We start from the raw sequence: 20,996 nt of genomic DNA on the forward strand, positions 1-20,996 counted from the left end.
GTGGTCTTCACAGTATCCGGAATACGACAAACTCCATCGAGAGCTGTTCCACCGAATCACAACACACACCGTCATGACCGTCGAACGCCGTGTATGCAACTCGGAGTCGTTGGTCTCGGACGGATGGGGCAGATTGTCGTCGATCGCGTTCTGGCTGCTGGTCACGACGTGGTGGCGTTCGATGTCGATGAGGCAGCAGTGGCAGAAGCGGCCGACGTAGGCGCACAGCCGGCCGATTCGCTCAGTGATCTCGTCGAGCAGTTGGGCGATGAAAAGCGAATCTGGCTCATGGTTCCCGCGGGCGAGGCGATCGATGCCGCGCTATCCGATCTCGAACCGCAACTCGGTGAGGAGGCTATCGTGATCGATGGCGGCAACTCCCATTTCGAGGCGTCGGTTCGACGGAGTCGGGAGACGAGCGCCGCGTATCTCGACTGTGGAACGAGCGGCGGACCGGCCGGTGCGAAGCTGGGCTTTTCGCTGATGATCGGCGGTCCCGAATGGGCCTACGAGGCGTGCGTGCCGGTGTTCGACGCGGTCGCCACCGGACCGGACGGACACGCGCGGATGGGACCGTCGGGAGCTGGACATTACGTGAAGATGGTTCACAACGGGATCGAATACGCGCTGATGCAGGCCTACGGCGAGGGGTTCGAACTGCTCGCAAACGGACGGTACGATCTCGATCTCGAATCGGTGGCCCAGACGTGGAATAATGGGGCTGTCATCCGGTCGTGGCTGCTCGAACTGTGTGAGGAGGCCTTCGCGGAGGAAGGTAACGATCTCGGGAACGTAGCTGACTACGTGGCTGGCGGCTCGACGGGGACATGGACCGTTGAAGAGGCGCTCACACAGGAGGTGCCGGTGCCACTCATCTACACCGCGCTGTCCGAACGGTTCGGCAGCCGGTCAGATCGGTTCTCGCGGCGACTCGCAAACCGGCTCCGATACGGGTTCGGACGCCACGAGGTAGCGCGCACGGAGTGACTACCCTCTGTGGACGAATGAGTGACAGTCACTATCCGAAGTTACACGGTCAGTCGCAGAAGCGGAGCAGTCGCGGAGCGGTCGCGGAGGCGGGGCGGTGCAGTCGCGGAGGATAAGACGTAGCACCGCGAGCTTCGCTCGCGGCTTTTTTAGTTCAGGTTTTTTACGGAAGGGTGCGTCCCACGCACCCTTCCGTAAAAAAAGTGGGTGTACGAGCCCGACGGGATTTGAACCCGCGACGTCTTGGTCCGGAACCAAGAACTCTGTCCACTGAGCTACAGGCTCACATCGTACGATTTTCGATGGGTGGATATAACAGTTTTGAGTCGTTGATCCTCTGCCGGAGGACTACGGCGATTCGCCGGTTTCGAGGCTGAGGTCAGCAGTCGGATAGGCAACACAAGTGAGAGTGTATCCGTCGGAGAGTTCGGCTTCACCGAGCATCTGGTTGGTGTGGTGTTCGACGTACTCCTCGGCGTGGCCGTTCGTGATGTGACCACCACAGGAGATACACTGGCCTTCACGGCACGCGTAGGGGAGATCCCATCCCTCCTCTTCGCCGGCTTCGAGGAGTGTGGTGTTCTCTTTGACTTCGATTGTCTGTCCCTCTTTGACGAATTCGACTTCGTACACGTCGGCCTCGTCGTCGGGGATCGCGGACGGATCGTCGTCGGCTCCGGCGGCTTCGCCGCCCTCTTCGAGTTCCCCTTCGGCTGCGGTCTCACCGGCGACGGCTGCCCCGACCCCGGCTGCCCCTCCACCGATCGATCGATTCATCGGCTCGGGAAATGCCGTTTCGGGCACGGTGGCAGCGCGGTGTTCGAGCACCTCGTCTGAGATGTCCTCCTGGGGTCGCCACCCGGTTCCTTTCGAGAAATGGAGCACGACCATGATGAGCGTAAACGTGATCCCCACCCCGAGACCCAGTGTGTCTACCATGACGGTCGGTTAGAAGCAAGCGTTTAACAGCGTTGTGATTCCGCACCCCCACCTTTTTTCGCTCGGGTGGCTGCGCCCCCCCTCGCGGAAAAAGATGGGGCAAAAAAGCCGCGAGCAAAGCTCGCGGTGCTGCGGGTTCATACCGCCTCCGCGACTGCACCGCCCCGCGACTGCTCCGCCTTCGCTGCAACAGTAGTGCCGTGCAGTTTTGCGGCGCTGTATCCCCATCTATTTAGCCCGCTCGGCCGATGAATTCGGGATATGGTCGGACGCTACTACGAGGAATATGAGATCGGTGAAACGATCGAACACGAGAAACGACGAACGATCAGTGAAAGTGATAACCAACGGTTCTGTGACATGACCATGAACCAGCAGCCATTGCATCTCGATCAAGCGTTCGCGGACGAAACACAGTTCGGACGGCAGTTGGTCAACGGCCTGTACACCATGTCGCTGGCCGTCGGACTGTCTATTCCCGACACCACGGACGGAACCATCGTCGCTAACCTCTCCTATGACAACGTCGAGCATCCCAATCCGGTGTTTCACGGGGACACGCTCCGCGCACAATCAACGGTGACGGACAAACGCGAAACCTCCGATGGGGAACGCGGCGTCGTCACCATGCACGTCGAGGCGTTCACGATCAACGGCGAAGCGGAAACGCTCGTTTGCGAATTCGATCGGACTGCACTTTCGTTGAAAAAACAGCAGTAACACGAGCCAGACGCGGAAATTATATTTCTGAGCATCAGAATGTGCCGAGTTGAGCGGCGGTACCCTGCGGTGATCAGACAGCCAACCCACCCAACAGTTATCAGCCGTGGTATGAGTATCGAACACATGGACGCGCCATCAGCGGATGAGTTCGAATGGTTGACGCTCGATGAGGATGAGGAGTTGTTATGGGGTGACACGCCACATCGACTCAGTTTGCTGCTATCGATCGGCGTCGGACTCCCGTTGTGTTTGGTGATCGTTGGAATCCCACTCGTGATTTCGTCGTATCTGCACCACACGAACACGAACTACGTGATCACGACCACAGCCGTATACAAAAAGCGGGGAATCTTTTCACGGAGCGTCAAACGGGTCGAGTTCGACAAAGTCCAAAACACCTCCTACCAGCAGTCGATGATGGGATCGTATTTCGGCTACGGAACGGTCGAGATCGCCACTGCCGGCACCGGTGGGGTCGAGATGCGGTTTCGAAACGTCGCGTCGCCCCGAGCGGTACAAGCGAGGATCAACGAGCGCAGCGCGGAGACAGAGAATGGAGCGAATGGAGAGGACGCCGAGGCAGTCCTTGATGAGATTCTCGCGGAACTACAAGCGATCCATCAGACGATCGATGAATCTGCTGACACGGCGAACCCAGAACGCGACGGGATGAATGCGGAACCGACAGCCAGCGAAGCCGAGGAGCCGTCATGAGTTCCGTCTCTGCGCTCTCACTCGACGCCGAGGAAACGGTGCATTGGACCGATCATCCTCGACTGATGCTCATCGTGCCCGACACCATGGTCGGAATAATGCTGGTGGTTGTCGGGATCACGGTGGTCCTCGTTCCGGAGATCGTAACCCCGGTTCTGTCCGAGGAGATCACGCCGTGGTTTGGAGTGCTTGTGCTCCCCGGTATCGCCCTCCCGGCGTGGTCGTATCTGGTCGTCGTGAATACGGTGTTCGTGATCACCGACCGAGCGCTGTACGTAAAACGGGGTGTCTTCAGCAAGCGCGTCGACCGAATCAGACACAGCCGTGTCCAAAACAGTTCATTCTCGCAAGGATATCAGGAGAAAATACTCGGCTACGGAACGGTGTCGGTCGACACGGCCGGCGTTTCGGCTGCGATCCGATTTTACGACATCGACAATCCGGAATCCGTTCGCGAACGCATCGACGCACACGCCTCTGAGGCGAGCGAAACGGAAATTCCAGGGAGTATCGAACAGTGGAACGCGGTCCTCGAAGAAGTACAAGCACTCAGAGCAGCACTCGAATCGAACTGAGCGGAACTTACAGCACTGTGCCGTGTTTCTTGTCTGGGAGATCCTTCTCAACGGTCTCGTAGAACGCAAACCTGTTTGCGAGTTCTTCGCGCAGGCTACTCGGGGGGACGATCTCGTCGATAACCATCTCACTGGCCATCCGGTGGATGTCGATGTCCTCGCGGTACTCCTCACGGAGTTGTCGCTCGCGCTCGGCGCGCTCCTCGGGATCGTCGATCGCGTCGAGTTTGTTGGCGTACACGGCGTTGATGGCTGCTTCCGGTCCCATGATTCCGATTTCACCGGACGGTAGCCCGATCGTTGATTCGGGACCGTAGGCCGGCCCAGACATGGCGTAAATCCCCGCGCCGTAGGCCTTCCGGGCCACTACACACTGTTTTGGAACCGTCGCTGACGAAGTGGCGTAGATCATCTTCTTCCCTTTTTCGAGGATCGCCTCTTGCTCGACGCTCGATCCGGCCATAAAGCCCGGCGTATCACACAGATACAGCAGAGGGATCTCGAACGCGTCGCACTTCCAGATGAACCGAGCGGCCTTCTCGGCTGCGTCAGGGAAGATGGCACCAGCGCGCTGGGCTGGCTGGTTGGCGACGATGCCGACCGGTCGGCCGTCGATGCGCGCGAACGCAGTGATGATCTCTGGTCCAAACGACGGTTGGAGCTCGAGAACCGACTCGCCATCGACGACACGGTCGATGAGATCGTGCATGTCGTACCCCTTGTTGGGGTGATCGGGAATGACACGGTCGGTAGTCGACGGCGAGATTGTCGGTGGGACAGTGTCTGTCGTCGGCGGGGACGCCTCGCAGTTGTCCGGAAGATAGGAGATCAGTTTGGCGACCAACTCCCGGGCGTGCTCTTCGTCGTCGGCAATGAGATCGGCGCTCCCGGACTGAGTGGTGTGAACCTCTGGACCGCCGAGATCCTGCATATCGATCGTCTCGCCAGTGACCATCTCCACCATCCGTGGGCTAGCGATCGCCATCGCTGACATGTCCCGAACCATGACCGTAAAATCAGCGAATACAGGAGTGTACGCAGCGCCGGCGATACAGGGACCGTACAGCACGCAGATCTGGGGCACCCGGCCCGAAAGCATCGAGTGGTTGTAATAGTACTTACCGATCCCTTCCCGGTTGGCAAAAAAGCCGGTCTGCTGATCGATGCGTCCGCCCGAGGAATCCATCAGATACAACACCGGACGGCCTGTGTCGAGCGCGCGCTGTTGCATTCTGAGGAATTTCTCGACGCCCTTCTCGGCCATGCTCCCCGCTTTCACAGTGAAATCGTTGGCCATGAAATGGATCGTTCGGCCTTCGAACTCCGCGCCGCCAGTAATGAGACCGTCGGCCGGGAGCCGATCATCGGCGTCGAATTCCGCGAACGTCCCGTCCTCGAACAGCACATCATCGAACCAGAGATCCAGTCGGTCCCTGACGAACAGCTTGCCGTGGTCTTCTAGCCGTTCTTTGTATTTTTCTGGTCCACCTTGTTCGATGCGAGCGATCTCCTCGATGAGCGCGATCTCTCGCTCGCTCGGTCCGATGTCATCCTCTGGAACAGCGTCTCCGACCTGGTCGCCCGTGTGAACGACGGCCGGCTCGGCTGCGTCCCCAATGTACACTTCGACCTCCTCGACAGCGTGACGTGCGAGCGCAGCAGCAGTCGCGCTTGCTTCCTCCGCACTCGCGTCCGTATCAATCCGGACCTTCATACATAATATTCCTAAACGGTCCTAATAGGACTTTGCGAATTGTCTGCCACGGCCGACGACGGCCGACCGTCCAGTTACCAGCTCGCGTCGTGGATCTCACAGACACCGGGGAGTTCGACCGTTCTGTCACCAAGCGTGCCCTGCCACCGACCGAATGGTTGGACAATGCGGTATGAGATCGGACCGAGGGAGACGGTGCGACGGTGAGGGTATTCGACATCGAGGGTGACGGACAAGGAGCCGTCTTCGGTTTCGATCCGCCACCCGTCGGAAGTGATAGTCGTCGGACCGACTCCTCGAGGCACTCCATCGATCCAGACGACGTTCCCAACACCCTCCGGATCCCCTCCGACAGTGAAGCCAACGGCCGTCCCATCAGCTGCGTATCCGCTAGCGAGCGCTCTGCGCCACGTCGTTGTGGTAGGCACGAGTCCGTGGGCGTATTCGAGCATCCCTGTGGCGTCCTCGGAAAACCGGTAGCGGTGACCGTCGGCGTTGAGCCAACCAGTCACCGGAAGTGATGTCGATCGCTGAGAGATCACGACGCGCTGAGAGGAGTCCCGACCGTCGGTAGTCGGACGAACAGCGGTCGTCGGTTCGGCCGCCGGGGTGTCGTAGCCGATCGTGAACTTCGTCCGTTCCATCCGTCCCGAAACTCGCGTCGTATCACCACGGTTATCGAGAGTCACGCGGTGATCCAGAAAGCGCGCGACTGCGATGGGATCTGCCATGGGATTGTCGTCGATCCGGGCCACGAACGGGGGAAGTACTGACGTGCTGTCGGTGAGTACCGTCCCTGCGTCGCGGTCGAACACCCATAACGAAACCATTCCAACCGGACCGGCGTCGATGACCGACCCGTACAGCGCAATCGCTTCATCGACCGCCCAAAACCGCTGGAGTTTCTTCTCGTGGCGCAGTCGGACGAAACGACCAAGTCCGAACCGAAAGCCGAGATCGATTGCCGTCGAGGTACACGACCCTCGGTATGTGCCGAACGCGATATCACCGTCGGATACGGGAACGGACGGCGCGGTCCCAAGATCCATACAGTATTAACACATACGCTATCAAGTATGTGTTGTGGTCATAACGGATCCAACAAACGGTGGAAAATGACGTAGTACTACCGTGTCTGAAGCCGCTCTTCTAATTGAGCGATGTACTCAGCGTTACCGACGTGGACAGGGACGCGCTGGTGGAGCGCACTCGGTGTACCGTCGAGCAACGACTGTGACCCGTCCGAGGAGCGGCCGCCTGCCGTTTCCACGATGTAGCCGATCGGAGCGCCCTCGAACAGCAGACGGAGCTTCCCGTCCGGATGCGATTCGAGCGCCGGATAGGCGAAGACACCGCCGTAGGTCATGACCTGATTGACATCAGCGATCATCGCACCACCGTATCTGAGTTTCAATTCCTGTTCGACTGATGAAGCGAACGTCGAGAAATCGTCCGGCCACTCCGGGACGCGGCCACCGAAGCCGTACACCACCGGGTCGTCAGGCAACGTGACGTTCTCCCGGACCGGTTGACGCGCGCCGTCCTCCACGACGTACTCGGTGACAGTGCCGTCGTGAGCGGTCATCATCGTTGTGAGCGGTCCGTACAGCACATACGCGGCTGCGATGAGGGACCGACCGGGTGCTGGTAGTTCGGCGTCGTACACACCGAGTACGGTTCCCATAGCGTTGTTAGACTTCACATTCGAAGAGCCATCGAGCGGATCAACAGCGACGGAATAGCCCGCTCCATCGGTGCTGATCTCCTCGCGTTCTTCGCTGGCGTACGCACCGACGGAATCGAGCGCGAGAAGTCGCTCTTCGAGCAACCGATCGGCGTGCACGTCTGCCGCGAGCTGTTGCTCGCCGCTTGGATTCTGCCCGTCTGCGTACGTTCGCCGTCCGGCCAAGCTGTCCCGGATATCATCGGTGCTCGACGCGATGACATCGAAGATCGTCTCGACGCTCATGTTTCGAGTGCGGTGTCAACTGAGGCCCCCTCGTAGATGATCTGTTCGAGCGAATCGAGGATCTGTTCGGGGTTCTCGCGCTGCCAGACGTTCCGGCCGACAGCGAGTCCCTTACCACCAGCGTCCATGACGGCTTTGACGCTCTCTAAGAACGCTCGATCGGATCGTTTGGAGCCACCGCTCATGATAACGTTCGTCTTTCCAGCCATTCTGACCGCTTTCTTCATCCCTTCTTTCGAACCAGGATATTTCACTTTCGCCACGTCAGCACCGAGTTCAAGCGCGAGCCGGGACGCGTACGCGATAACGCTGGATTTCGTATCGTTTTTCAGACCTTGACCGCGCGGATACGACCACATCACCACCGGCATGTCGTGCGCCCGAGCGTTCTCCTGAATCTCGCGGAACTCTTCTGCCATCTCGATCTCGTGGTTTGCGCCGCCGTACAGCGTGAAGCCGACGGAGCTCGCTCCGACCTCGCGGGCGTACTCAACCGAACAGTTGACGGCGCTGTCGGGTTCGCCCATCCAGAGGTTGGACGTGCCGTTGAGCTTCATGAGCAGATCGACAGCGTCCGAATACGACGGATAGTACGCCTCAGCAATCCCCTTCTGTACCGCGACCGACGTGACTGCCGGGTGGGTGGCCGCCTCGAACGTTCGAGACGGATCGGCGCTTTTGGGCACGTCCGTGAAATCGGTCGGACCGTGCTCAAGCCCGTGATCGTACGCCAAAATGAGTACCTTACCGTCCCGTGTAAGCGGCGCCTCGGTGATTGGGAGCATAGATGGAATCTTGCAGAGCGGAGTAATCAGTGTACCGGCCTGCGATTTTCAAAATATTAACTCGTCTCAAAATTCAGTATTTCAAATGATATGAGAGAAGGTATCGGATCTCGGCAGCTTTAGGGGTGGTCACCATCCACCGGTAGTATGCGCGACTTAGATGCGATCAAGCGCGTCGCCGTCGTCGGGGCGGGGACGATGGGGAACGGCATTGCCCAAGTGGCAGCGATGGCCGGCTACGACGTGGTGATGCGCGACATCGATCAGGACCGCGTTGATGCGGGGTTCGAGTCCATCGAGGAAAGCCTCTCGCGGCTCGTTGATAGCGAGGCACTCACGGAGGCGGAGGCGACGGCCGCCCGCGAACGGATCACTGGAACCACGGCACTGGGGGAACTGTCCGGCTGTGATTTCGCCATCGAGGCCGCTGTGGAGTCGATGGAGATCAAACAAGACATCTTCGCGGAGCTGGATGAAACACTCGCTGCGGAAGTGGTGTTAGCAACGAACACGAGCACGTTGTCGGTCACGACCATCGCCAGCGCGACCGACCGGCCTGAGCGCGTCGTCGGACTCCATTTCATGAATCCCGTTCCCGTGATGACCGGTGTCGAGATCGTCATCGGGGAGAAAACCGCACCGGCCACTGCCGAACTCGCGGATGGATTCGCAGAGGAACTGGACAAAGAGACGTGGGAGTCAGACGACAAACCCGGCTTCGTCTCGAATCGGATTTTGATGCCGTGGATCAACGAGGGGATCCGCGCCTACGACGAGGGCGTCGCCTCGAAGGGCGACATCGATCGCGGCATGAAACTCGGCACGAACGTCCCGATGGGACCGCTCGAACTCGCTGACCACATCGGGCTAGACATCTGTCTCGACGCAACCCAGACGCTCCACGAGGAGCTCGGTGACAGGTATAAACCCGCCTACCTGCTCAAACGGAAGGTCCACGCCGGAGATCTCGGGAAGAAAACTGGTGAAGGATTTTACGAGTACGAACAGTAACGTCGCTGTCATGGCAGGGGGGTGTTAAAGTCCGACACAGCAGTCAGGACCAAAAGCGTTCAGCCACCCGTGTAAGTCGATTACGATCACTCTTGCGCAACTTCTCGATCGCGTCACGCGTCTCAGTCGCCTGTTTGTCGCTGATGATCGGTTCTGCTGGTGGCGGAGTGTGTGTTAATCGTCGCAGCGTCTCACCCATCGTTTCATCGTCTCTCTTGTGCGAGGCGAGCCACCGGTGATACTCCTCTGGAACTCGAATCGTCTTCACCATGTATATATCTAAGATATACGTTTATGTATGGGTTGCGAGGGGATTGGGATAGACGACGAACAGGGCGTTCAGCCGGGACATCTCACGACTTGCGTTTGCTGTAACGAAGAGTCGTACTCGGTAGATACAAAGCGACGGTGCATCTGACAGCGGATGCTAACAATCAAGAACCGGTAGGACCCACCATCGTTCATGGACTTTAGCCTCACGGCTGAGCAAAAGCAGATCAAGGAGATGGTGTCGGAGTTCGTCGACGAGGAAATAAAGCCTGTTGCGGACGAGATTGACGCAACCGACGAATTCCCAGCGGAACTAGTTCGAGAGATGGGCGAGCTCGGACTGATGGGAATGCCATTCCCCGAGGAGTACGGCGGCGCAGGCCTGGATTACCACTCGTACGCCATTGGACTGTCTGAGATCAGTCGCGGGAGCGGCGGACTCGGCACCGTTGTCGCTGCGCACACCTCGCTCGCGGGGAATATGCTGTACGCGTTCGGTGACGAACATCAAAAGGAGACGTACCTGACGCCGCTGGCGGAAGGGACGGACGTGGGAGCGTTCGCGCTGTCGGAAGCGGGTGCTGGCAGCGACGTTCCTGCTATGGAAACGACCGCAGCGAAAGACGGCGACGAGTACGTCATCGAGGGCGGAAAGCTGTGGATCTCGAACGGCTCGGTCGCGGACACCGTCACGCTGTTCGCCAAAACCGACTCCGACGCTGGCACCGACGGTATCTCCTCGTTCATCGTCCGTCCGGAGGAAGACGACGGCTTCTATGTGGAAGGTACTGAGCACAAACTCGGTGACAAGGGCTGTCCGACTGCCGAACTCCGGTTTTCCGATCTCCGGATTCCCGCCGAGCGACGGCTTGGAGAAGAGGGCGATGGGTTCGTCCAAGCGTTGAAAACGCTCAACGGGGGTCGGATTACGATCGCAGCGCGAGGGGTTGGAATCGCACAGGCCGCACTGGACGCCGCTCTCGGATATGCCGAGCAGCGCGAGCAGTTCGGCCAGCCGATTTCCGGATTCCAATCCATTCAGCACAAGCTCGCAGACATGGACACGAAAGTGAGCGCGGCCCGCATGCTGATGCACAAGGCCGCAGACCGGAAAATCAGGGGCGAGTCGTTCATCAAGGAGGCTGCACAGGCGAAGCTGTACGCGAGTGAGGTGTCCCGAGAAGTCGCAAATGAGGGTATCCAGATCCACGGCGGGTACGGCTACACGAAGGACTTCCCCGCCGAACGGTTCTATCGCGACGCAAAACTCAACGAGATCTACGAAGGAACAAGCGAAATCCTGCGGAACACGATCGCCCAGCAACTCCTTGAGTGACGCTGCGATGAGCGTTCATCCGAGACCAACCAACAGCTACGACAGGATCCCGGTCGAACCGACAGTATGGACGAAGTAGCGACTGACGACATCACGGCTCAGTACTACGAAACTGAAAGCGAGCGTGTGCTTGCGTTCGAGCACGGCGAGGAAACGGTTGCGATCGCACAGAACACCGACGGCTACGCGATGGTGTCTGTCCGAACGTCACCGACAGGTGAGGAGGTAGAACGATACTACGGATTCGATATGGCGCTTGATCACGCCGCCGAGCGACTCGGCGTCCGAATAAACGATCTGCCGATCCCTGAACGCGCGAACGATATGGGGATGTAATCACTCGCTCACAGCCGGTCCGTCTCGAACGTTCGCTCTACCGTATCAACTCGGTAGTGGAGCGTATAAATGAACTAGATCGGGGTTCGAAACTCGATCCCAGCGAAGTGAGGATAACGACGACCTGAATCGGGTGCTTCACCGACGGCTACACGCGCCGGAGAGGGCGTTTTTGACCTGCGTCGTCTCCTCAGAGTCAGTGGCGGGTTTGACGTCGAGCTTTTTCGATTCCGATTTGATGTTCGCGCCGATCTTTTCGAGATCGAGCGGCTTCTCGTTTCGAAGGACATCGATCGGTTGCGTAAGCGTGAGATCGGTGATCTTACCGGTGTAGACGAAGGTGTCCTTCCACGGACCGACACCACCGCTTGCGGTCGAGCCGTCGATGACATCCGAGTCCTCAATCGAGGCCTCCATCGACCGATCCTGTTTGAACTCGCCTGAGACGGTGATTTCGTACTTCGCCCAGCCCTGCGCGGAGCTGCCGTCGAGCGTGATCGTACTCGTGGCGCTGCCACTTCCAGAACCGCTGCTCTCTCCAGAGGTAACCTCTTCAGAGTCCTCTTTCGGCAGGAGCTTGTCCGCCTTCGAGAGGTTGGCATTGATAAAGCTCACGAGATCGTTGAATTCGTCTGATTTTGGACCGACAAACGTCGAGTCAGCGATCTCGAACGTCGGAGTGTGCTCTATCTTCAGGTCCAGCGCGGACTCGTGGGAGTCCTTCACCAGACTATCATATTTGCCTTTCTTCACCCGCGCAACAATTTCCTCAGGATTATCGACGCCTGTCTTCTCCATAACGGGCTTGAGCTTCTCCGGAGTGACGGTTCCGCTGACGAGCGAGCCCGCGAACATCGACTCGAAGTACTTCCAGTACGCCTCGGGATCCTCTTCCCACACGCCGAGATGGGTCGCACTGATTTTGGGGTCGCTGTCAGAAATGAACGCGTTCGACTGTGTGCCGTGGGTCTTACCGCGTCCGTACGGCTCATACGAGATCGTACGGAAGCAGATGTTCAGCTTGCCTTCGACGACGTATTTGTCGACGAGATCCGGGAGAACGTTGTTGACGAAATCCTGCGTGAACGGGCACTTGAAGTTTCCGTACACCGTCGCAGTCGGATTATCCGCGTCCGTCCCCATCACAGGATACATCTGTGAAGTGTTGTCCGGTACTGGGACGTTACTGACCGGCGTAGCGGCGCTCGCAGAGCCGACACCAGCAACGCTCGTAACCGCAGCGCTACCTGTAACTGCCAGGAACTTTCGACGTGATGGCTTCATCCGTCTACCCCTGCACTGAACAGGGGTAAAAAGGCAAGTGGTCGTTTACGACCATTTACTGACAGTTTTGACTGTTGCAACTGTTGCAAGGGATCGTTTAACCGCAACATAGTAACGGTTTGGGACCCCCTAAACAGCGGATTGGGTGGGAAGAGACGGTACATTCCGTCTCAGTCGGGTACGTATACGCTATGCACTCGTCGATATTATTACTTTTTGTTAAAATATTGAATGAATATGGTGGGCGTGTGAGACGCTCCTGAATAATCAATGGAAACTAAGAGACAATACGGCAGCAGTGAATCCATATCGATCGAGGAGTACTGGAAAAGCGCCCGAGGCGGGATTTGAACCCGCGTCACGACCGTGACAGGGTCGTATGATGGGCCACTACACCACCCGGGCACGCTGCATTCGTTGGTATTAGGTTCTTTCATTTAAGCCTTTCTAAAGTGGCTGGCTGGATGTTGGCTATCGAACACAGATTCACGGGCGAGCGTGCTGTTAGCCGTCGGTAGTAACTCTTATGCCGGTCGCTCCGGTATCAATCTGTAGTATCTCGAGATAGCCTTCTCCACCACTGGTCAGAGACACACATGGTAGACGCAACCGAACACGAGCTCGTCCCAGAGCACTCGCTCGTTGACGAAGAGACACTCGAAGGAGTGCTCGACGAGTACAACATCGACCGAACAGATCTTCCAAAAATAAAGCGGCGCGACCCAGCACTCGCGGATATCGATGCGGAAGCTGGAGACGTGATTCGTATCGTTCGTGATTCACGAACTGCAGAAACGGCCGTAATATACCGACTCGTAATAGAATGAACAGAGAAAGCAGACGCGCAATTTCCCGGGAATATTTCTCACGGGATCGGCTTGCAGCTCACCACTTTCGGTCGTTCAACGCGTTCCTCAACCGAGGAATGCAGGAGGTGGTCGACGAAAAGGAAACCATCGACACCGATATCGGTGACAAGGAGGGCCAAGAACCGGTGTGGGTAGAACTCGGAAACGTCCGCGTGACGACTCCCCGTGTGCGCGAGGCCGACGGAAGTGAAGAGCTACAGTATCCACAGGAAGCCCGTCTCCGGAACATCACGTACGCCGCCCCGGTGTTCATGGAGATGACGATCGTTCGTGGCGGAGAAGACGAGGAAGAGCACATCGTCGATCAGGCCGAAACGAAGGTCGGTCGAATGCCGGTCATGGTCGGATCGGATAAATGTAATATCACTGGTTTTTCAGACGACGAACTCATCGAAATCGGGGAGGATCCGGCGGATCCGGGCGGCTATTTCATCGTCAACGGTTCCGAGCGAGTGTTAATGACCTCCGAAGATCTCGCTCCGAACAAGATCCTCGCGGAAGAAGACACGAAATACGGGGAGACGATACAGGTCGCAAAGACGTTCTCCCAGCGCCGTGGCTACCGCGCGCTCGTGCTGTGTGAGCGCAATCGTGAGGGATTGCTTGAAGTATCGTTCCCGTCCGTTTCGGGCAGTATCAACTTCGTGACGCTCGTTCGCGCGCTTGGACTAGAGTCGGACGAAGAGATTGTCCACCGTGTGAGCGACGACCCGGAAGTCGTGAAGTTCATGCTTGAGAACTTGGAAGCGGCGGAAGTCCAATCCACAACGGAAGCGATCGAAACGCTCGGGCAGCGCGTCGCCCAAGGCCAAGGGAAGAACTACCAGCTCAAACGCGCAAACTACGTTATCGATCGGTATCTGCTGCCACACCTTCACGAGGATGGGGTCCCCGAAGAGGAAGTTCGGCTGAACAAGGCGTTTTATCTCTGCCGGATGGCCGAGGCGTGTTTCGAGCTCGCGTTAGGCCGCCGAGAGGAGGACGACAAGGACCACTACGCCAACAAGCGGCTGAAAGTGTCCGGCGATCTGATGCGGGATCTGTTCCGAACGGCACTGAACAAACTCGCACGAGACGTGAAATACCAACTCGAACGAGCCAACATGCGCAACCGGCAGCTATCAGTGAGCACCGTCGTCCGCTCAGACGTGCTGACCGAACGGCTCGAACACCCGATTGCGACCGGAAACTGGGTCGGTGGTCGGTCGGGCGTCTCCCAGCTCGTCGATCGGACCGACTACATGGGTGTGCTCTCACACCTCCGCCGACTCCGGAGTCCGCTGTCTCGCAGCCAGCCCCACTTCGAAGCGCGAGACCTCCACGCAACCCAGTGGGGACGCATCTGTCCGTCCGAAACGCCGGAAGGACCGAACTGTGGACTCGTGAAAAACTTCGCACAAGCGATGGAGCTCTCACAGAACGTCGAAGACGAGCGGACCTTAAAGCGAGAGCTCTCGACGATGGGAGTGCGAGGAATCGCGGGGATCGACACACTCGAACGAACAGCAGGCGACTAACAGCAAACAATGAGTCAGGGACAAAACGCGAAAGTGTACGTTAACGGTAGTTTGGTCGGAACGCATCCCGAGCCCCAGCAGCTCGCAAGCGATATTCGAGAAGCACGCCGGCGCGGGGATATCGGAGAGATGGTGAACGTCGCAGTCAAAGAGCGCACCAGTGAAGTCATCGTCAACGCTGACGCAGGACGCGCGCGGCGGCCGCTCATCGTCGTTGAGAACGGCGAGCCACGGGTAGACGACGAGGACATCGAAGCGATCAAAGACGGAGGGATCGAATTCGAGGACCTCATCGCCAGCGGCGCAGTCGAGTTCATCGACGCTGAAGAAGAAGAAGACATCTACGTCGCTGTCGACGAGTCAGATCTCACCGAGGACCACACCCACCTCGAAATCGATCCGCAGCTGATGTTCGGAATCGGTGCGGGGATGATTCCCTATCCCGAACACAACGCTTCACCGCGTATCACGATGGGATCGGGGATGATCAAACAGTCGCTGGGGCTGCCATCAGCGAACTACCGCATCCGCCCGGATACGCGCCAACACCTGTTGCATTATCCCCAGCTGTCGATGGTCTCCACTCAGACCACAGAACAGATCGGGTACGACGACCGTCCAGCCGCTCAGAACTTCGTCGTTGCCGTGATGTCGTATGAAGGGTTCAACATCGAGGACGCGCTCGTTTTGAACAAAGGAAGCGTCGACCGTGCGCTCGCGCGGTCGCATTTCTTCCGGACATACGAGGGAGAGGAACGTCGGTACCCTGGTGGACAGGAAGACCACTTCGAGATTCCGGACGACGAGGTCCGTGGCGCACGCGGTGAGGAAGCCTACAACCACCTCGATGAGGACGGGTTGGTCAACCCCGAAACCGATGTTGGAGAAAACGACGTGCTGTTGGGCAAAACCAGCCCCCCCCGCTTCCTCGAAGAGCCGGACGACATGGGTGGACTTGGACGACAGAAACGCCGGGAGACCAGCGTAACGATGCGCTCAGGAGAGAATGGCGTGGTCGACACTGTCACGCTCATGGAGGGTGAAGACGGCTCAAAGCTCTCGAAAGTGAGCGTCCGCGACGAGCGGATTCCCGAACTCGGTGACAAGTTCGCGTCCCGGCACGGTCAGAAAGGCGTTATCGGGCACATCGCACCCCAAGAAGACATGCCGTTCACGCAGGACGGTGTCGTTCCGGACCTGATCCTCAATCCCCACGCGCTTCCGTCACGGATGACCGTCGGCCACATTCTTGAGATGCTCGGTGGGAAGGTCGGCGCGCTCGAAGGGCGGCGCGTCGACGGAACGCCGTTCCAAGGCGAAGGCGAGGAATCGCTCCGCTCGGCACTCGACGACCACGGCTTCAAATCCAGCGGCAAGGAGATCATGTACTCGGGCGTGACCGGCGAGAAGATCGACGCGGAGATCTTCGTCGGCGTTATCTTCTACCAGAAGCTGTATCACATGGTCTCGAACAAGATCCACGCTCGTTCGCGGGGGCCCGTTCAAGTGCTCACCCGCCAACCGACCGAAGGACGCGCTCGGGAGGGAGGACTCCGCGTCGGAGAGATGGAACGCGACGTGCTCATCGGGCACGGCGCGGCGATGGCGCTCAAAGAACGCTTACTGGATGAATCCGATCGAGAACAGGTGTATGTGAGCGCAGACACCGGAATGGTCGCCGTCAACGACGTTAACCAACGACGGGTGTACGACCCGCTCACCGGCGACGAAAGCGATATCCACGAGGTGGAGATCAGCTACGCGTTCAAACTCCTGCTAGACGAAATGATGGCGCTCGGCATCCGACCACGACTCAACCTAGAGGACGCAGTATAATGTCAATGCAAACGCCAAAAGACATCAGTTCGATCGATTTTGGACTGATGGATCCCGAGACGTATCGTGATATGTCAATAACGAAGGTTATCACGGCGGACACCTACGATGACGACGGATTCCCGATCGACATGGGGTTGATGGACCCGCGATTGGGCGTGATCGATCCGGGGTTAGAGTGTCCGACGTGCGGGCAGCGGTCGGGCTCTTGTCCCGGCCACTTCGGTCATATTGAGCTCGCGGCTCCGGTCATCCACGTCGGCTTTTCGAAGCGGGTTCGACGGCTGCTTCGCGGGACGTGTCGAGAGTGTTCACAACTGCTGTTGACCGCAGAAGAGCGGGGCGAATTCAGAGACCGGCTCCAGCGGACAATCGAGTTGGGTGACGACCAAAGCGACGTGATGAAAGCGGCGATCCGTCAAGCCCGAAAGAAAGACCAGTGTCCTCACTGTGGCGAAAAGCAGTTCGACATCAAACACGAGAAGCCGACGACGTACTACGAAGTACAGGACGTTCTCACGAACGAGTATCCCGAGTTGATCGCGGCGGCGATGCAAGGCGAAGCCATCGGTGATGAGGATCCCGAATCGGTGTCCCGAGAGCCGAAGTCACCCGACGAACTCGCAAACGAGACCGGGATCGATCTGTCGCGCATCAACGAGATCCTTTCGGGGACGTTCCGGCCGCGCCCGGAAGATCGCAAATCGATCGAGTCAGCGCTGTCGGCCGATCTGACCGAAGAGGACATGAACAAGCTGATGGCTTCGGACATCCGGGACTGGTTTGAGGACATTCCGGACGAGGACCTCTCGGTGTTGGGGATCGATCCCGACAACTCCCGGCCGGAATGGATGATCCTCACCGTGTTGCCGGTGCCGCCGGTGACAGCTCGACCGTCGATCACGCTGGACAACGGCCAGCGATCGGAGGACGATCTCACCCACAAGCTGGTCGATATCATCCGAATCAACCAGCGGTTCATGGAGAACCGCGAGGCAGGCGCACCACAGCTCATCATCGAGGACCTGTGGGAACTGCTCCAATACCACGTGACGACGTTCATGGACAACGAGATTTCCGGAACGCCACCGGCCCGGCACCGCTCGGGTCGCCCGCTGAAAACGCTGTCACAGCGGCTGAAAGGCAAGGAAGGTCGGTTCCGTGGGAGCCTCTCGGGCAAACGAGTCAACTTCTCGGCCCGGACGGTGATCAGCCCCGATCCGACGCTGTCGCTGAACGAAGTCGGTGTTCCACGACGGGTCGCAAGCGAGATGACCCAGACGATGAACGTCACAGAGCGCAACGTCGGGGAAGCGCGCCAGTACGTCCGTAACGGTCCGAACAGCCATCCAGGCGCAAACTACGTGAAACGGCCGGACGGACGGCGGCTGAAGGTGACTCAGAAGAACTGTGAGGAGCTTGCAGAGAAGGTTCAAGCCGGCTGGGAAGTGAACCGGCATCTCGTGGACGGAGACATCGTGATCTTCAACCGGCAGCCGTCGCTCCACCGGATGTCGATCATGGCCCACGAGGTTGTGGTGATGCCGTACAAGACCTTCCGGCTCAACACGACCGTCTGCCCGCCGTACAACGCCGACTTCGACGGCGACGAGATGAACATGCACGCCCTCCAAAACGAGGAGGCACGTGCAGAAGCGCGCGTACTCATGCGCGTTCAAGAGCAGATCCTCAGTCCTCGGTTCGGTGAGAACATCATCGGCGCAATTCAGGACCACATCTCAGGGACGTATCTGCTCACCAACGAAAATCCCAGCTTCAACGAGACCCAAGCGCTCGATCTGCTCCGAGCGACCCGAGTCGACGAGCTGCCCGAGCCAGATCACGTCGAGGGAGAGACCGAGTACTGGACCGGCCGGACGCTCTTCTCGGAGTTGCTTCCGGACGGGCTCAATCTCGAATTCACGAGCTCAACGGGCGATACAGTCGTTGTCGAGAACGGCCAACTCATGGACGGCACCGTCGACGAGGACGCTGTCGGTGCGTTCGGTGGTGAGGTAGTTGACACGATCTGCAAGCAGTACAGCACGACCCGAGCGCGGATGTTCGTCAACGAGGTGGCCGCGCTTGCGATGCGCGCGATCATGCACTTTGGGTTCTCGATCGGGATCGACGACGAGTCGATCCCACGGAACGCGCAAGCAGAGATCGAAGAAACCATCGACAACGCGTATGACCGCGTCGAAGAGCTGATCGAGGTGTACGAAAACGGGGACCTCGAATCGCTTCCCGGCCGAACCGTTCACGAAACCCTCGAAATGAAGATCATGCAGGCACTTGGAAAAGTGCGTGACACCGCCGGTGACATCGTCGGTGATCACTTCGGAAGCGACAACCCTGCGGTCGTGATGGCTCAATCCGGCGCGCGTGGTTCGATGCTGAACCTCACACAGATGGCTGGCTGTGTTGGCCAGCAGGCAGTTCGTGGCGAGCGGATCAACCGCGGCTATGAGAACCGCACGCTGAGTCACTACCAGGAGGACGATCTCGGTGCCGATGCCCACGGATTCGTGGAGTCGTCGTATCGCAACGGACTCTCCCCGCGTGAGTTCTTCTTCCACGCCGTGAGTGGCCGTGAAGGGTTGGTCGACACGGCAGTTCGAACGTCGAAATCCGGGTATCTCCAGCGCCGACTCATCAACGCACTGTCAGAGCTGGAGACCCAATACGACGGAACGGTGCGAAACACGAAAGACACGATCGTTCAGTTCGAATTTGGAGAGGACGGCACCAGTCCGGTGAAAGTCTCCTCTGATAAAGATCACGAGATCGACATCGAGGGCATCACCGAGTCAGTGCTCGAAGCCGAATTCGAAGACGAAGGGGTCGCGTTCCTCGGCGAGGAGCGCGACGCGACCGACACCCGAACGAACCTCTCTGAGCGCATGGACGCAACGATGGTTCAAGGTGATGACTGATGGCAGTGAGTGACGATATCGAACTCGTCGTTGAGGACACGGAACTCCCACGACGGCTCAAAGACAAGGTGTACAGCGTTATCAACGAGAAAGGCGTGACCGACATCGAGGACGCCGATCAGATCGCCCGCCAGGTCGAACGGGAGTACGTCGATACGCGCGTCGATCCGCTCGATCCTGTGGGCACCGTCAGCGCCCAATCCATCGGGGAGCCGGGGACGCAGATGACGATGAACACCTTCCACTACGCGGGGGTTGCAGAGATCGACGTGACCCAGGGGTTGCCACGTCTCATCGAGTTGGTTGACGCGCGGAAGACGCCGGACACGCCGACGATGACGGTGCATTTAGACGAAGAGCACGCCGAAAACCGCGAGAAGGCCCACGAAGTGGTGTGGAAGGTTGAGGCAACCCGCATTCTCGCGTTAGGTGACGTGTCGACCAACGTCGCTGACATGCTGGTACGGATCGATCTCAACGAAGAGACCCTCCGTGAGCGGTGGCCGACGGTCGAGAGTTTGGAGATCATCGTCACTGAGATCGCTGACACGATCGAAGGCGAACTTGGTGTTGAAACATATCACCAAGAGACGATGATCGAATTCGGGCCGGACGAACCGAGTTACCGTGATCTCCTCCAGTTGGTTGAGGAGCTTCGTGACATTGTCTTCAAAGGAATTGGGGACATCTCTCGGGTCGTCATCCGGAAAGAGGACCGCGAGGACGGAGACGGGCAGGAATTCGTGTTGTACACCGAAGGCGCGGCCTTCAAGAAAGTACTCGAAATCGAGGGCGTCGACGCGAGCCGAACGACGACCAACAACATCCACGAGGTGTACCGCGTACTGGGCGTCGAAGCCGCCCGTGAGCGCATTATCGAGGAGACGATGGACACCCTCGAAGAACAGGGTCTCGGCGACGTGAACATTCGACATCTGATGTTGGTCGCGGACATCATGACCAACCGAGGAACGATCGAATCGATCGGCCGACACGGCATTTCCGGGAACAAAGAGAGCGTTCTCGCGCGCGCTGCGTTCGAAGTGACCGTCAACCACCTGCTTGATGCCGCTGTTCACGGCGAATCCGACGAACTTGACGGCGTGACCGAGAACGTTATCGTCGGAAAGCCGATCAGACTCGGGACAGGAGACGTTACACTCCGAATGGGGTCGACGGCGTCAGACGAATAGGG

The 20,996-nt window shown here is 58.5% G+C and carries 19 protein-coding genes and 2 tRNA genes; 12 read left to right on the forward strand and 9 right to left on the reverse strand.

The window, feature by feature from the left end:
- Nucleotides 1-93 precede the first annotated feature (93 nt).
- Nucleotides 94-987, forward strand: a complete 894-nt coding sequence (gene gnd, locus EIK79_RS04235) for a phosphogluconate dehydrogenase (NAD(+)-dependent, decarboxylating) (RefSeq protein WP_124953898.1) — start codon at nucleotides 94-96, stop codon at nucleotides 985-987.
- Between the two features lie 212 nt (nucleotides 988-1,199).
- On the opposite strand, the gene EIK79_RS04240 is transcribed toward gnd, so the two are convergent.
- A tRNA-Arg gene (locus tag EIK79_RS04240) sits at nucleotides 1,200-1,272 on the reverse strand.
- Between the two features lie 63 nt (nucleotides 1,273-1,335).
- The gene (locus tag EIK79_RS04245) at nucleotides 1,336-1,926 is read right to left on the reverse strand and encodes a 2Fe-2S iron-sulfur cluster-binding protein (RefSeq protein WP_124953899.1); all 591 of its coding nucleotides are present in this window, start codon (nucleotides 1,924-1,926) and stop codon (nucleotides 1,336-1,338) included.
- Between the two features lie 261 nt (nucleotides 1,927-2,187).
- On the opposite strand from EIK79_RS04245, the gene EIK79_RS04250 reads away from it, so the two are divergent.
- The 3 genes from EIK79_RS04250 (at nucleotide 2,188) to EIK79_RS04260 (ending at nucleotide 3,938) form a co-directional block, all read left to right on the forward strand.
- Nucleotides 2,188-2,646, forward strand: coding sequence for a MaoC family dehydratase (locus EIK79_RS04250; RefSeq protein ID WP_124953900.1), 459 nt, complete (start codon nucleotides 2,188-2,190; stop codon nucleotides 2,644-2,646).
- A gap of 126 nt (nucleotides 2,647-2,772) precedes the next feature.
- The gene (locus tag EIK79_RS04255) at nucleotides 2,773-3,363 is read left to right on the forward strand and encodes a PH domain-containing protein (RefSeq protein WP_124953901.1); all 591 of its coding nucleotides are present in this window, start codon (nucleotides 2,773-2,775) and stop codon (nucleotides 3,361-3,363) included.
- Entirely contained in the window at nucleotides 3,360-3,938 is a 579-nt protein-coding gene (locus EIK79_RS04260) for a PH domain-containing protein (RefSeq protein WP_124953902.1), read from the forward strand. Before EIK79_RS04255 ends, EIK79_RS04260 begins: the two co-directional genes overlap by 4 nt.
- A gap of 7 nt (nucleotides 3,939-3,945) precedes the next feature.
- On the opposite strand, the gene EIK79_RS04265 is transcribed toward EIK79_RS04260, so the two are convergent.
- The 4 genes from EIK79_RS04265 to EIK79_RS04280 form a co-directional block, all read right to left on the reverse strand.
- Entirely contained in the window at nucleotides 3,946-5,652 is a 1,707-nt protein-coding gene (locus EIK79_RS04265) for an acyl-CoA carboxylase subunit beta (protein ID WP_124953903.1), read from the reverse strand.
- Nucleotides 5,653-5,726: 74 nt separating this feature from the next.
- Nucleotides 5,727-6,701 carry a DUF2804 family protein gene (locus EIK79_RS04270; RefSeq protein WP_124953904.1) on the reverse strand — a complete coding sequence of 325 codons (975 nt, stop codon included), beginning with the start codon at nucleotides 6,699-6,701 and terminating at the stop codon, nucleotides 5,727-5,729.
- Between the two features lie 77 nt (nucleotides 6,702-6,778).
- Complete coding sequence (locus tag EIK79_RS04275; protein ID WP_124953905.1) at nucleotides 6,779-7,621, reverse strand: class 1 fructose-bisphosphatase; 843 nt, start codon at nucleotides 7,619-7,621, stop codon at nucleotides 6,779-6,781.
- On the reverse strand, nucleotides 7,618-8,406 hold the full coding sequence (locus EIK79_RS04280; RefSeq protein WP_124953906.1) for a class I fructose-bisphosphate aldolase: 789 nt from the start codon (nucleotides 8,404-8,406) through the stop codon (nucleotides 7,618-7,620). Before EIK79_RS04280 ends, EIK79_RS04275 begins: the two co-directional genes overlap by 4 nt.
- Nucleotides 8,407-8,553: 147 nt before the next feature.
- Between EIK79_RS04280 and EIK79_RS04285 the strand changes: the two genes are divergently transcribed.
- The gene (locus tag EIK79_RS04285; protein ID WP_124953907.1) at nucleotides 8,554-9,417 is read left to right on the forward strand and encodes a 3-hydroxyacyl-CoA dehydrogenase family protein; all 864 of its coding nucleotides are present in this window, start codon (nucleotides 8,554-8,556) and stop codon (nucleotides 9,415-9,417) included.
- Between the two features lie 43 nt (nucleotides 9,418-9,460).
- On the opposite strand, the gene EIK79_RS04290 is transcribed toward EIK79_RS04285, so the two are convergent.
- On the reverse strand, nucleotides 9,461-9,688 hold the full coding sequence (locus EIK79_RS04290; protein WP_124953908.1) for a hypothetical protein: 228 nt from the start codon (nucleotides 9,686-9,688) through the stop codon (nucleotides 9,461-9,463).
- 192 nt (nucleotides 9,689-9,880) lie between these two features.
- Here EIK79_RS04290 and EIK79_RS04295 point away from each other — a divergent pair, with 192 nt between their 5' ends.
- Together EIK79_RS04295 and EIK79_RS04300 are read left to right on the forward strand one after the other, a co-directional pair.
- Complete coding sequence (locus EIK79_RS04295) at nucleotides 9,881-11,023, forward strand: acyl-CoA dehydrogenase (protein WP_124953909.1); 1,143 nt, start codon at nucleotides 9,881-9,883, stop codon at nucleotides 11,021-11,023.
- 66 nt (nucleotides 11,024-11,089) lie between these two features.
- On the forward strand, nucleotides 11,090-11,359 hold the full coding sequence (locus EIK79_RS04300) for a DUF7111 family protein (RefSeq protein WP_124953910.1): 270 nt from the start codon (nucleotides 11,090-11,092) through the stop codon (nucleotides 11,357-11,359).
- A gap of 138 nt (nucleotides 11,360-11,497) precedes the next feature.
- On the opposite strand, the gene EIK79_RS04305 is transcribed toward EIK79_RS04300, so the two are convergent.
- Both EIK79_RS04305 and EIK79_RS04310 read right to left on the reverse strand, forming a co-directional pair.
- Nucleotides 11,498-12,643 carry a DsbA family protein gene (locus EIK79_RS04305; protein ID WP_124953911.1) on the reverse strand — a complete coding sequence of 382 codons (1,146 nt, stop codon included), beginning with the start codon at nucleotides 12,641-12,643 and terminating at the stop codon, nucleotides 11,498-11,500.
- Between the two features lie 332 nt (nucleotides 12,644-12,975).
- Nucleotides 12,976-13,048, reverse strand: a tRNA-Asp gene (locus EIK79_RS04310).
- 191 nt (nucleotides 13,049-13,239) lie between these two features.
- Here EIK79_RS04310 and EIK79_RS04315 point away from each other — a divergent pair.
- From EIK79_RS04315 to rpoA2, 5 genes are read left to right on the forward strand one after another with little or no spacing between them, the layout of a single operon-like run.
- Complete coding sequence (locus EIK79_RS04315; protein WP_124953912.1) at nucleotides 13,240-13,470, forward strand: DNA-directed RNA polymerase subunit H; 231 nt, start codon at nucleotides 13,240-13,242, stop codon at nucleotides 13,468-13,470.
- Entirely contained in the window at nucleotides 13,467-15,029 is a 1,563-nt protein-coding gene (locus EIK79_RS04320) for a DNA-directed RNA polymerase subunit B'' (protein WP_124953913.1), read from the forward strand. Before EIK79_RS04315 ends, EIK79_RS04320 begins: the two co-directional genes overlap by 4 nt.
- A gap of 9 nt (nucleotides 15,030-15,038) precedes the next feature.
- On the forward strand, nucleotides 15,039-16,865 hold the full coding sequence (gene rpoB, locus EIK79_RS04325; protein ID WP_124953914.1) for a DNA-directed RNA polymerase subunit B: 1,827 nt from the start codon (nucleotides 15,039-15,041) through the stop codon (nucleotides 16,863-16,865).
- The gene (locus EIK79_RS04330; protein ID WP_185715502.1) at nucleotides 16,865-19,801 is read left to right on the forward strand and encodes a DNA-directed RNA polymerase subunit A'; all 2,937 of its coding nucleotides are present in this window, start codon (nucleotides 16,865-16,867) and stop codon (nucleotides 19,799-19,801) included. The genes rpoB and EIK79_RS04330 overlap by 1 nt, the downstream gene beginning before the upstream one ends.
- Complete coding sequence (rpoA2, locus tag EIK79_RS04335; protein WP_124953915.1) at nucleotides 19,801-20,994, forward strand: DNA-directed RNA polymerase subunit A''; 1,194 nt, start codon at nucleotides 19,801-19,803, stop codon at nucleotides 20,992-20,994. Before EIK79_RS04330 ends, rpoA2 begins: the two co-directional genes overlap by 1 nt.
- The last annotated feature ends 2 nt before the right edge of the window (nucleotides 20,995-20,996 follow it).

Origin of the sequence: Halocatena pleomorpha (assembly GCF_003862495.1) — an archaeon.
GTDB classification, from domain to species: Archaea; Halobacteriota; Halobacteria; order Halobacteriales; family Haloarculaceae; genus Halocatena; species Halocatena pleomorpha.

What these genes read in the sequence shown, in the direction of transcription:
- gnd (WP_124953898.1), top strand. Translation starts at nt 94, where the DNA reads ATGCAACTCGGAGTCGTTGGTCTCGGACGGATGGGGCAGATTGTCGTC.
- EIK79_RS04245 (WP_124953899.1), bottom strand. Translation starts at nt 1,926, where the DNA reads ATGGTAGACACACTGGGTCTCGGGGTGGGGATCACGTTTACGCTCATC.
- EIK79_RS04250 (WP_124953900.1), top strand. Translation starts at nt 2,188, where the DNA reads ATGGTCGGACGCTACTACGAGGAATATGAGATCGGTGAAACGATCGAA.
- EIK79_RS04255 (WP_124953901.1), top strand. Translation starts at nt 2,773, where the DNA reads ATGGACGCGCCATCAGCGGATGAGTTCGAATGGTTGACGCTCGATGAG.
- EIK79_RS04260 (WP_124953902.1), top strand. Translation starts at nt 3,360, where the DNA reads ATGAGTTCCGTCTCTGCGCTCTCACTCGACGCCGAGGAAACGGTGCAT.
- EIK79_RS04265 (WP_124953903.1), bottom strand. Translation starts at nt 5,652, where the DNA reads ATGAAGGTCCGGATTGATACGGACGCGAGTGCGGAGGAAGCAAGCGCG.
- EIK79_RS04270 (WP_124953904.1), bottom strand. Translation starts at nt 6,701, where the DNA reads ATGGATCTTGGGACCGCGCCGTCCGTTCCCGTATCCGACGGTGATATC.
- EIK79_RS04275 (WP_124953905.1), bottom strand. Translation starts at nt 7,621, where the DNA reads ATGAGCGTCGAGACGATCTTCGATGTCATCGCGTCGAGCACCGATGAT.
- EIK79_RS04280 (WP_124953906.1), bottom strand. Translation starts at nt 8,406, where the DNA reads ATGCTCCCAATCACCGAGGCGCCGCTTACACGGGACGGTAAGGTACTC.
- EIK79_RS04285 (WP_124953907.1), top strand. Translation starts at nt 8,554, where the DNA reads ATGCGCGACTTAGATGCGATCAAGCGCGTCGCCGTCGTCGGGGCGGGG.
- EIK79_RS04290 (WP_124953908.1), bottom strand. Translation starts at nt 9,688, where the DNA reads ATGGTGAAGACGATTCGAGTTCCAGAGGAGTATCACCGGTGGCTCGCC.
- EIK79_RS04295 (WP_124953909.1), top strand. Translation starts at nt 9,881, where the DNA reads ATGGACTTTAGCCTCACGGCTGAGCAAAAGCAGATCAAGGAGATGGTG.
- EIK79_RS04300 (WP_124953910.1), top strand. Translation starts at nt 11,090, where the DNA reads ATGGACGAAGTAGCGACTGACGACATCACGGCTCAGTACTACGAAACT.
- EIK79_RS04305 (WP_124953911.1), bottom strand. Translation starts at nt 12,643, where the DNA reads ATGAAGCCATCACGTCGAAAGTTCCTGGCAGTTACAGGTAGCGCTGCG.
- EIK79_RS04315 (WP_124953912.1), top strand. Translation starts at nt 13,240, where the DNA reads ATGGTAGACGCAACCGAACACGAGCTCGTCCCAGAGCACTCGCTCGTT.
- EIK79_RS04320 (WP_124953913.1), top strand. Translation starts at nt 13,467, where the DNA reads ATGAACAGAGAAAGCAGACGCGCAATTTCCCGGGAATATTTCTCACGG.
- rpoB (WP_124953914.1), top strand. Translation starts at nt 15,039, where the DNA reads ATGAGTCAGGGACAAAACGCGAAAGTGTACGTTAACGGTAGTTTGGTC.
- EIK79_RS04330 (WP_185715502.1), top strand. Translation starts at nt 16,865, where the DNA reads ATGTCAATGCAAACGCCAAAAGACATCAGTTCGATCGATTTTGGACTG.
- rpoA2 (WP_124953915.1), top strand. Translation starts at nt 19,801, where the DNA reads ATGGCAGTGAGTGACGATATCGAACTCGTCGTTGAGGACACGGAACTC.